Raw genomic sequence first — 9,947 nt, forward strand, 5'->3', positions numbered from 1 at the left:
CGCCGCAGCGCCACGCGGAGTTGACCGCCCGCCCCGTCCCCTCCCCGCACCGCACCCGCCTCCCGCACCGGGAAAAGGAGAAGGCCCCCGCCGTCACCCGGCAGGGGCCCCTCGATCAGGTCAGGTCAGGACTCAGCGGTGGTCGAGCGCCGGGTTGACGGTGACCTCGACCCGCTGGAACTCCTTGAGCTCCGTGTAGCCCGTGGTGGCCATCGCCCGACGCAGCGCGCCGAACAGGTTCATGGTCCCGTCCGGCGTGTGCGAGGGCCCGGTCAGGATCTCCTCGGTGGTGCCGACGGTCCCGAGGTCCACGCGCTTGCCGCGCGGCAGCTCCTCGTGGACGGCCTCCATCCCCCAGTGGATCCCCTTGCCCGGGGCGTCCGTCGCCCGCGCCAGCGCGGCACCGATCATGACCGCGTCCGCGCCGCAGGCCACGGCCTTCGGGATGTCCCCGCTGTAGCCGACGCCGCCGTCCGCGATGACGTGCACGTAGCGGCCACCGGACTCGTCCATGTAGTCGCGACGGGCGGCCGCCACGTCGGCCACGGCGGTGGCCATCGGCACCTGGATGCCCAGGACGTTCCGCGTGGTGTGGGCGGCGCCGCCACCGAAGCCGACCAGCACACCGGCGGCACCGGTCCGCATCAGGTGCAGGGCCGCGGTGTACGTGGCGCAGCCGCCGACGATCACCGGGACGTCCAGCTCGTAGATGAACTGCTTGAGGTTGAGCGGCTCGGCGGCGCTGGAGACGTGCTCGGCCGAGACGGTGGTGCCGCGGATGACGAAGACGTCGACGCCAGCGTCCACCACGGCCTTGGAGAACTCGGCGGTGCGCTGCGGCGAGAGCGCGGCGGCGGTGACCACGCCGGAGTCGCGGACCTCCTGGATCCGCTGCTTGATCAGCTCGGCGCGGATCGGCGCGGCGTAGATCTCCTGGAGCCGGCGGGTCGCGGTGGACTCGTCGGTGATCGCGGCGATCTCGTCCAGCAGCGGCTGCGGGTCCTCGTAGCGGGTCCACAGGCCTTCGAGGTTCAGCACGCCCAGACCGCCGAGGCGGCCGATCTGGATGGCCTGCTGCGGCGAGACCACGCTGTCCATCGGGGCGGCCAGGAACGGCAGCTCGAAGCGGTAGGCGTCGATCTGCCAGGCGATCGAGACCTCCTTCGGGTCCCGGGTCCGGCGGCTGGGGACGACGGCGATGTCGTCGAAGGCGTACGCCCGTCGGCCGCGCTTGCCTCGCCCGATCTCGATCTCAGTCACTTCGAGCCCTTCTGCTTTGTTGCTCATGCCCGCCGGGTCACCCCGGCCGCCCCCCAGTATCCCGTACTGCCGCTGGTCCCGCCCCGACGGCCCGCGCCCGGGCGCACCGGCAGGGGCCCGCCGCCGCGGTGCGGCGGCGGGCCCCTCGGTGGCCGGTGGCTCAGCGGGCCGAGTAGTTCGGCGCCTCGACGGTCATCTGGATGTCGTGCGGGTGGCTCTCCTTGAGGCCCGCCGAGGTGATCCGGACGAAGCGGCCCTTGCTCTCCATCTCGGCGACGGTGGCGGCGCCGACGTAGCCCATGGTCTGGCGCAGACCGCCGACCAGCTGGTGCAGCACGGCCGACAGCGGGCCGCGGTAGGGCACCTGGCCCTCGATGCCCTCGGGGACGAGCTTGTCGTCCGAGGCCACCTCGGCCTGGAAGTAGCGGTCCTTGGAGTACGAGCGGCCCTGGCCACGGGACTGCATGGCGCCCAGCGAGCCCATGCCGCGGTAGGACTTGAACTGCTTGCCGTTGATGAACATCAGCTCGCCCGGGGACTCCTCGCAGCCGGCCAGCAGCGAGCCGAGCATCACGGTGTCGGCACCGGCGGCCAGCGCCTTGCCGATGTCGCCCGAGTACTGCAGGCCGCCGTCGCCGATGACCGGCACGCCGGCCGCCAGGCAGGCCTGGGCGGCCTCATAGATGGCGGTGACCTGCGGGACGCCGATGCCGGCGACCACGCGGGTGGTGCAGATGGAGCCGGGGCCGACGCCGACCTTGACGCCGTCCACGCCGGCGTCGATCAGCGCCTGGGCGCCGTCCCGGGTGGCCACGTTGCCGCCGACCACGTCGATCCCGACGGCCGACTTGATCTTCGCGATCCAGGCCAGCGCGTTGTGGCTGTGGCCGTGCGAGGTGTCCACCACCAGGAAGTCCGCACCGGCCTCGACCAGGGCCTGGGCCCGGTCGAACGCCTCGGCGCTGGCACCGACGGCAGCGCCGACCAGCAGCCGGCCCTCGGCGTCCTTGGCGGCGTTCGGGTACTGCTCGGCCTTGACGAAGTCCTTGACGGTGATCAGGCCCTTGATCCGGCCCTCGTCGTCGACCAGCGGCAGCTTCTCGATCTTGTGGCGGCGCAGCAGGGCCATCGCGTCCACGCCGGAGATGCCGACCTTGCCGGTGATCAGCGGCATCGGGGTCATGATCTCGCGGACCTGGCGGGTGCGGTCCGACTCGAAGGCCATGTCGCGGTTGGTGACGATGCCGAGCAGCTTGCCCGCCTCGTCGGCGATCGGCACGCCGGAGATGCGGAACTTGGCGCACAGCGCGTCGGCCTCGCCCAGGGTGGTCTCCGGGCCGACCGTGATCGGGTCGGTGACCATGCCGGACTCGGACCGCTTCACCAGGTCGACCTGGTTGGCCTGGTCCTCGACCGAGAGGTTGCGGTGCAGCACGCCGACGCCGCCCTGGCGGGCCATCGCGATGGCCATGCGCGACTCGGTGACCTTGTCCATCGCCGCGGACAGCAGCGGGATGTTGACGCGCACGTTCCGGGAGACCCGGGAGGAGGTGTCCACCTGGTTCGGCAGCACCTCGGAGGCCCCGGGCAGCAGCAGGACGTCGTCGTACGTGAGCCCGAGCATGGCGAACTTCTCGGGTACGCCTGCGGCGTTGTAAGACATTTGGGGGGTACCTTCCGTGGCCGGCCTAATCCGCTCACGCCCTGAGGGTGGGGGCGCATTCATCGCTCACTCGCGCAGACCGCCGAAGCCGGGTACGAATAGGAGGATCCTCCAAGGGGACCCCGCGCGCACCCGTCAAACTTTGGCAACCCGCCCAGGCGCCGATACCCCATGGTACTGGCACCGCGAATGTGTCCTCGTGTGCCCTTGACAACAACCCCGCCCCGTGGATCATTCCGCCCGCAACCGGCGGAAACGGCACGCAACGGGAGGAGTGGTCAGGAGGACTCCTCCGCGAGCGCCCGCAGCCGGCTGAGCGCCCGGTGCTGGGCCACCCGGACGGCACCCGGTGACATCCCGAGCACCTCGCCGGTCTCCTCCGCCGACAGCCCGGCGGCCACCCGCAGCAGCACCAGCTCGCGCTGACGGGCCGGCAGGTTGGAGAGCAGCTCCTTCGCCCAGGCCGCGTCGCTGCTCAGCAGCGCCTGCTCCTCCGGGCCGAGCGCCTCGTCCGGCACCTCCGGCAGGTCGTCCTGCGGCACGACGGTCGAGCCGGGCCCGCGCATCGCGGCCCGCTGGAGATCGGCGATCTTGTGCGCGGCGATCCCGTACACGAAGGCCTCGAACGGGCGCCCCTGGTCCTTGTACCGGGGCAGTGCGCAGAGCACCGCCACGCAGACCTCCTGCGCGACGTCGTCCACGTGGTGGCGGGCCCCGCCGGGCAGCCGGACCAGCTTGGCGCGGCAGTACCGCAGCGCCAGCGGGTGGACGTAGGCGAGCAGCGCGTCGATCGCCGGGTTCTCGCCGCGCACCGCGGCCGCGACCAGTTCGCCCACCAGCGGCGAGCCGCCCGTGCCGAGCACCGGCCGGCGGCCCGGCCCGGTCCCACCGGCGGAACCGCCGGGTTCGGCGTACGACGGACCGTGGCCCGGACCGGAGGGCTCGGCCTCCACCGGGTCCGCCTGGCCGGTCGCACCGGCGACGTCGTCGCGCATCGGTCCATGGTGCCTGGTCGAGCGGGAAAACGCGGCACCGCGTCCGGAGTTGTGCACCGGAACGTTATGCGCTGCGGCACCGTCCGGCGTCCCGCGCACCACCGGCCCCTCCTGCACCGTGCCGCCTCCCGCCCCGCCGCCGTCGGCGGTCCCGTCCGTCGCGCCGTCCGCCGAGTGTCCTGCGGCTGCGTGGTTCGCCGCAGTGCCTGTCCGCTGGTCCCCGAGGTGCTCCACTCCTCCATGGTGCAACCTCGGGACCGTAACGTCACACGCCCGTGCGGCGCCCGCTCCGGGAACCTCCGGCGGCACGCCGCAACCGGCGGCGCCGCCGGTGGTCAGCGGACCAGGCCCCAGCGGAAGCCCAGCGCCACCGCGTGCGCCCGGTCGGAGGCCCCGAGCTTCTTGAACAGCCGTCGGGCGTGGGTCTTCACGGTGTCCTCGGAGAGGAACAGCTCGCGGCCGATCTCGGCGTTGCTGCGGCCGTGGCTCATGCCCTCCAGCACCTGGATCTCACGCGCCGTCAGGGTGGGCGCCGCGCCCATGTCGGGGCTGCGCAGCCGGCGGGGGGCGAGCCGCCAGGTCGGGTCGGCGAGGGCCTGGGTGACGGTGGCCCGCAGCTCGGCGCGCGAGGCGTCCTTGTGCAGGTACCCGCGGGCGCCCGCGGCCACCGCGAGCGCGACCCCGTCGAGGTCCTCGGCGACGGTGAGCATGATGATCCGCGCGCCCGGGTCGGCGGACAGCAGCCGCCGGACCGTCTCGACCCCGCCGAGGCCGGGCATCCGGACGTCCATCAGAACGAGATCGGAGCGGTCGGCCACCCAGCGGCGGAGGACCTCCTCCCCGTTCGTCGCGGTGGTGACCCGGTCCACACCGGGTACGGTCGCGACCGCGCGGCGAAGCGCCTCGCGGGCGAGCGGGGAATCGTCGCAAACGAGAACGGAAGTCATGACCGTCGTCCTCCGCAGCTGATCCGCGTCACGTTGAGCCTCCTGGCTGGTACGAACCTCTACGACACGGCCGATCGGCGACGGACTCCGCGGTGATCGCCCCAACCTGCCCGCGATCGTTCCCGACGTCCGGCGCCCGCTAACCGCCTCCGCACTTCCAACGACCGTCACTCGAATGAGTTACGGCCTTCGGGGCCATCTCCACCACTGTACGTGGCCAACCCATTACCGATCAGCCGCATCGCGGTGCACACGCCGCTCTTTTGCGCAGCTCGCGCGCGGTCGGCGTACGACCCGCACATCGATTCGGCACCCCGCGCGCCCGTCGACCACCCGATTGCCACGTCCGCGCCCGCTGGAGCCCCTTGCCCACTATGCCCGTTTTTATAGCTTTCGTATGGTCATTGACTGTTGTGCCAGTGTGTGGGTGACTTGTCCATGGAGTTGCCTTAAGTCATATTTCCAGGTGTCCACACCAGTGCATCGAAGCCCCGCCGCACCGCTCGGCAGCAGCCCCGCCGAACGCCCGGCCGACGGCCGACAGCCTCTGAAGGGAATGAGCCATGGCAGATTTCTCCCGCCTCCCCGGTCCCAACGCGGACCTCTGGGACTGGCAGCTCTCCGCAGCCTGCCGTGGCGTGGACAGCTCGCTCTTCTTCCACCCCGAGGGCGAGCGCGGGGCGGCGCGCAGTTCGCGCGAGGCCAGCGCCAAGGAGGTCTGCATGCGCTGCCCGGTGATCGCCGAGTGCGCGGCGCACGCGCTGGCGGTCCGCGAGCCGTACGGCGTGTGGGGCGGGATGACCGAGGACGAACGCGAGGAGATGCTGGGGCGCTCGCGGCACCGACTGGTCGAGGTTCCGCTGGCCCCGCCGGCGGTCGCCCAGCGGTAGACCCGTCTCCTTGAGCGCCGTGAAGAAACGTTTCTTCGCGGCGCTTCAGTCTTCTGGCTCACCGTACGTACCGGACCCCGGCAGCCCCGTCACCCACCGTCAGCGGTCGGCGGCCGCCCCCGCCAGCCGCTCCAGCATCAGCGCCACGGCCGGCACCTCGGCCAGGTCCGGGAGGGTCAGCGCGACCACCTGGCGCACCGCGGGCGCCCCGGAGGCCGTCCGCACCGGCACCGTCGACACGCCGTCAGGACGCACCGACCGCAGCGCCAGCCGGGGCAGCACCGCCACCCCGAGACCGGCCGCCACCAGGCCCACCACCGCCGGGTAGTCGTCCGTCGCGAAGTCGATCCGCGGCTCGAAGCCCGCCCCGGTGCACAGCTCCACCAGGTGCCCCCGGCACTGCGGGCAGCCGGCGATCCACTGCTCCTCCGCCAGCTCGGCCAGCCCCACCGCCCCGCCCCGCCCCGCCAGCGGATGGCCGGCCGGCAGCACGCCCACCAGCGGGTCGTCCAGCAGCGGGGCGACCACCAGGTCGGACCAGTCGGTCCCGGCGGTCAGCTGCTGCGCCTCCAGGTTGGCCTCGGCCCGGGCCTCGCGCGGCGTGCCGTGGGCGGGCGCCGGAAGCGCGACGGCGCCGTCGGACTGCGGGTAGCGGAAGGCCAGCGCGATCTCGCACTCGCCGCCGCGCAGCATCGCCAGCGACTCCGGCGGCTCGGCCTCGACCAGCGACACGCGCACCCCCGGATGGCTGTCCCGCAGGCGGGCGACCGCGGGCGGCACCAGGGTGGAGCTCGCGGTCGGGAAGGAGACCAGCCGCACCCGTCCGGCCCGCAGCCCGGCGATCGCGGCCACCTCCTCCTCGGCGGCGGAGAGCCCGGCCAGGATTCCGGTGGCATGCTTGAGCAGGACCCGGCCGGCCTCGCTGAGCTGCATCCCGCGGCCCGAGCGGACCACCAGCGGGGTGTCCACCGACTTCTCCAGGGCCTTCATCTGCTGACTGATGGCGGGCTGCGTACACCCCAGCTCGCGGGCGGCGGCGGAGAAGGAGCCGGTGCGGGCGACGGCACGCAGAACGCGCAGATGGCGGGCCTCGATCATGCCTTAGTTATAAGGCAATCTTTGCATTCTGCAAAATTCTGCTGATAGTTGAAGCCTCAAGCGAGGCCCGGACGGAACGCCGGAGGCCCGGCCCGCCCCCGGGGGGAGCGGACCGGGCCTCCGGTCAGGCGTCGGAGCCTCAGTGCGAGTGGCCGTGGCCGTGGCCGTGACCGTTGTCGGCCTCCTCCTCCTTCTTCTCCACCACGAGGGTCTCGGTGGTGAGAAGCAGGGAGGCGATCGAGGCGGCGTTCTCCAGGGCGGAGCGGGTGACCTTGACCGGGTCGATGACGCCGGCCTTCACCAGGTCACCGTACTCGCCGGTGGCGGCGTTGTAGCCCTGGCCGATCTCCAGCTCGGCGACCTTGGAGGTGATGACGTAGCCCTCCAGGCCGGCGTTCTGGGCGATCCAGCGCAGCGGCTCGTGCAGCGCCTTGCGGACCACGGCGACACCGGTGGCCTCGTCACCCGACAGGCCCAGGCCCTCGTCCAGCACCTTGGCGGCGTGGACCAGGGAGGCGCCACCGCCGGCGACGATGCCCTCCTCGACCGCGGCGCGGGTCGCCGAGATGGCGTCCTCCAGGCGGTGCTTGCGCTCCTTCAGCTCCACCTCGGTGGCGGCGCCGACCTTGATGACGCAGACGCCGCCGGCCAGCTTGGCCAGGCGCTCCTGCAGCTTCTCGCGGTCCCAGTCGGAGTCGGTCGCGGCGATCTCGCCCTTGATCTGGGCGACGCGGCCGGCGACGGCCTCGGAGTCACCGGCACCGTCGACGACCGTGGTCTCGTCCTTGGTGATGGTCACGCGGCGGGCGGTGCCCAGCACGTCCAGGCCGACCTGGTCGAGCTTGAGGCCGACCTCCTCGGAGATGACCTGGCCACCGGTCAGGACGGCCAGGTCGCCGAGGATCGCCTTGCGGCGGTCGCCGAAGCCCGGGGCCTTGACGGCGACGGCGTTGAAGGTGCCACGGATCTTGTTCACGACCAGGGTCGACAGCGCCTCGCCGTCGACGTCCTCGGCGATGATCAGCAGCGGCTTGGAGGCACCGCCCTGGAGGATCTTCTCCAGCAGCGGCAGCAGCTCCTGGATGGAGGAGATCTTGCCCTGGTTGATCAGGATGTACGGGTCCTCGAGGACCGCTTCCTGGCGCTCGGCGTCGGTGACGAAGTACGGCGACAGGTAGCCCTTGTCGAACTGCATGCCCTCGGTGAAGTCCAGCTCCACGCCGAAGGTGTTCGACTCCTCGACGGTGATGACACCGTCCTTGCCGACCTTGTCGATCGCCTCGGCGATCAGCTCGCCGACCTGGGTGTCCTGCGCGGAGAGGGAGGCGACGGCGGCGACGTCGTCCTTGCCCTCGATCTCGCGGGCGACGGACAGCAGGTGCTCGGAGACCGCGGCGACGGCCTTGTCGATGCCCTTCTTCAGGGCGGCCGGGCCGGCACCGGCGGCGACGTTGCGCAGACCCTCGTTGACCAGGGCCTGGGCCAGCACGGTGGCGGTCGTGGTGCCGTCACCCGCGACGTCGTTGGTCTTGGTGGCGACCTCCTTGACGAGCTGCGCGCCAAGGTTCTCGTACGGGTCGTCCAGCTCGACCTCGCGGGCGATGGTGACACCGTCGTTGGTGATGGTCGGGGCGCCGAACTTCTTGTCGATGACGACGTTGCGGCCCTTGGGGCCGATGGTCACCTTGACGGTGTCGGCCAGCTTGTTGACACCGCGCTCCAGCGAGCGGCGGGCGTCCTCGTCGAACTGCAGGATCTTCGCCATGTTCCCTATTCCCTCGGGGCTGCGGCCGGCCCACCGGCCGCCGAACTACGTGAACCAACAACCACGCCCCGGGCCCCTGTCACTGGGACACGGATCCGGGGCGGGTCGGTACGTCTTACTTCTCGATGACCGCGAGAACGTCGCGGGCCGAGAGGACGAGGTACTCCTCGCCCTTGTACTTCACCTCGGTGCCGCCGTACTTCGAGTACAGGACGATGTCGCCGACGGCGAGGTCGAGCGGCAGACGCTGACCGTCCTCGAAGCGGCCCGGGCCGACGGCCAGGACGACGCCCTCCTGGGGCTTCTCCTTGGCGGTGTCCGGGATAACCAGGCCGGAGGCCGTGGTGGTCTCGGCGTCGAGCGGCTGGACCACGATGCGGTCCTCGAGCGGCTTGATGGCAACCTTGCTGCTGGTGGTCACGTCCGAGCTCCCCTTCGGAGATTACGGGGTTTTCTAACGGGTAGGGGCGATCCTGCGGGCCTGCCGTCGCGGGGGTCAGACACACGTCGTCGCGTTAGCACTCCCCTAGTGGTGAGTGCCAAGGATGACCATAGGGCCGTGTTAGCACTCAGTCAACCAGAGTGCCAACGGCGAGTCCCGGAAGTCCCCGGTTCGCGAATGAGTAGCCGTACTCATGTACGACCGGGCCCGGCCCCGCCAGACTCCTGCCATGACCTCGATCCCGGTGCGCATCGGCCCGTCCCGGCCCAAGGACGCCGCCCTCGCCCTGCTGTCGCTGCCCCTGCTGGGGGGCGTGCTGCCGTTCGTCGCCTTCCTCCTCGTCGCCTGCCTCGGCACCATCCCCGGCTACGGGGACGACGGGGACGGGCGCGGGTGGGCCTTCCTGGGCATCGGGATGCTGGCCGCCCCGGTGGTCGCCCTGGCGGCGGGCCTCGTGGTGGCCTTCCGCAGCCGGCGGTCCGGCTACCGGCTCCTCCCGGTCGCCGCCGGGCTCGCCCCGTTCGCGCTGCCGGCGGTCCTCTCCTCGGGCGTGCTGTGGCGGTGAACCGGCTGCCGCTCGCCGACCCGCTGCGCCCGGTCGGCCGTCCGACGGACCTGCTGCTCGCGCTGCTGACGGTCCTGGGGGCCGCCTCGCTGCTGGCGTTCGGCTGGATCGCGGCCTTCCTGGCCGCGCTCGCGCTGGAGGCCCACCCCGCGATCGGCGGCTGGGCGGCCCGGGGCGCCGCGACCGCGCTGCTGCTCGTCCCGGTCGTGGCGGTGGCCCGGTACACCCACCGGCGGGGCTACCGGATCACCCCGGTCGCCGCCGCGGTCAGCCCCGCCCTGCTGACCGCCCTCGCCGGCGCGGGGTGGCTCCGGTGAGCCGG

At 72.0% G+C, this 9,947-nt stretch carries 10 protein-coding genes; 3 read left to right on the forward strand and 7 right to left on the reverse strand.

The window, feature by feature from the left end; all coding sequences use genetic code 11:
- Positions 1-132: 132 nt before the first annotated feature.
- From AE652_RS22540 to AE652_RS22555, 4 genes are all read right to left on the reverse strand, one after another.
- A complete protein-coding gene (locus AE652_RS22540; RefSeq protein WP_049654353.1) occupies positions 133-1,260 on the reverse strand; it encodes a GuaB3 family IMP dehydrogenase-related protein in 1,128 nt (375 codons plus the stop codon).
- A gap of 160 nt (positions 1,261-1,420) precedes the next feature.
- Complete coding sequence (gene guaB / locus AE652_RS22545) at positions 1,421-2,923, reverse strand: IMP dehydrogenase (protein ID WP_049654355.1); 1,503 nt, start codon at positions 2,921-2,923, stop codon at positions 1,421-1,423.
- Positions 2,924-3,201: 278 nt separating this feature from the next.
- Entirely contained in the window at positions 3,202-3,918 is a 717-nt protein-coding gene (gene shbA, locus AE652_RS22550; RefSeq protein WP_074003945.1) for an RNA polymerase sigma factor ShbA, read from the reverse strand.
- Positions 3,919-4,253: 335 nt separating this feature from the next.
- Positions 4,254-4,865, reverse strand: coding sequence for a response regulator transcription factor (locus tag AE652_RS22555; RefSeq protein ID WP_014136228.1), 612 nt, complete (start codon positions 4,863-4,865; stop codon positions 4,254-4,256).
- 563 nt (positions 4,866-5,428) lie between these two features.
- Between AE652_RS22555 and AE652_RS22560 the strand changes: the two genes are divergently transcribed.
- Positions 5,429-5,755, forward strand: coding sequence for a WhiB family transcriptional regulator (locus AE652_RS22560; RefSeq protein WP_049654358.1), 327 nt, complete (start codon positions 5,429-5,431; stop codon positions 5,753-5,755).
- Positions 5,756-5,854: 99 nt separating this feature from the next.
- Here the strand turns inward: AE652_RS22560 and AE652_RS22565 are convergent, their stop codons facing one another.
- The 3 genes from AE652_RS22565 to groES form a co-directional block, all read right to left on the reverse strand.
- Positions 5,855-6,853, reverse strand: a complete 999-nt coding sequence (locus tag AE652_RS22565) for a LysR family transcriptional regulator (protein WP_049654362.1) — start codon at positions 6,851-6,853, stop codon at positions 5,855-5,857.
- A gap of 139 nt (positions 6,854-6,992) precedes the next feature.
- Positions 6,993-8,618, reverse strand: a complete 1,626-nt coding sequence (gene groL, locus AE652_RS22570; RefSeq protein WP_049654364.1) for a chaperonin GroEL — start codon at positions 8,616-8,618, stop codon at positions 6,993-6,995.
- 115 nt (positions 8,619-8,733) lie between these two features.
- Entirely contained in the window at positions 8,734-9,039 is a 306-nt protein-coding gene (groES, locus tag AE652_RS22575; RefSeq protein ID WP_049654366.1) for a co-chaperone GroES, read from the reverse strand.
- Positions 9,040-9,289: 250 nt separating this feature from the next.
- Here groES and AE652_RS22580 point away from each other — a divergent pair, with 250 nt between their 5' ends.
- Both AE652_RS22580 and AE652_RS22585 read left to right on the forward strand, forming a co-directional pair.
- Positions 9,290-9,625 (forward strand): hypothetical protein, encoded by a 336-nt coding sequence (locus AE652_RS22580; RefSeq protein ID WP_143204610.1) that lies wholly within the window; start codon positions 9,290-9,292, stop codon positions 9,623-9,625.
- Positions 9,622-9,942 carry a hypothetical protein gene (locus AE652_RS22585; RefSeq protein ID WP_159028521.1) on the forward strand — a complete coding sequence of 107 codons (321 nt, stop codon included), beginning with the start codon at positions 9,622-9,624 and terminating at the stop codon, positions 9,940-9,942. The genes AE652_RS22580 and AE652_RS22585 overlap by 4 nt, the downstream gene beginning before the upstream one ends.
- Positions 9,943-9,947: the final 5 nt, after the last annotated feature.

The organism is Kitasatospora sp. MY 5-36, assembly GCF_001182915.1.
GTDB lineage: Bacteria > Actinomycetota > Actinomycetes > Streptomycetales > Streptomycetaceae > Kitasatospora.

What these genes read in the sequence shown, in the direction of transcription:
- guaB (WP_049654355.1), bottom strand. Translation starts at nt 2,923, where the DNA reads ATGTCTTACAACGCCGCAGGCGTACCCGAGAAGTTCGCCATGCTCGGG.
- shbA (WP_074003945.1), bottom strand. Translation starts at nt 3,918, where the DNA reads ATGCGCGACGACGTCGCCGGTGCGACCGGCCAGGCGGACCCGGTGGAG.
- AE652_RS22555 (WP_014136228.1), bottom strand. Translation starts at nt 4,865, where the DNA reads ATGACTTCCGTTCTCGTTTGCGACGATTCCCCGCTCGCCCGCGAGGCG.
- AE652_RS22560 (WP_049654358.1), top strand. Translation starts at nt 5,429, where the DNA reads ATGGCAGATTTCTCCCGCCTCCCCGGTCCCAACGCGGACCTCTGGGAC.
- AE652_RS22565 (WP_049654362.1), bottom strand. Translation starts at nt 6,853, where the DNA reads ATGATCGAGGCCCGCCATCTGCGCGTTCTGCGTGCCGTCGCCCGCACC.
- groL (WP_049654364.1), bottom strand. Translation starts at nt 8,618, where the DNA reads ATGGCGAAGATCCTGCAGTTCGACGAGGACGCCCGCCGCTCGCTGGAG.
- AE652_RS22580 (WP_143204610.1), top strand. Translation starts at nt 9,290, where the DNA reads ATGACCTCGATCCCGGTGCGCATCGGCCCGTCCCGGCCCAAGGACGCC.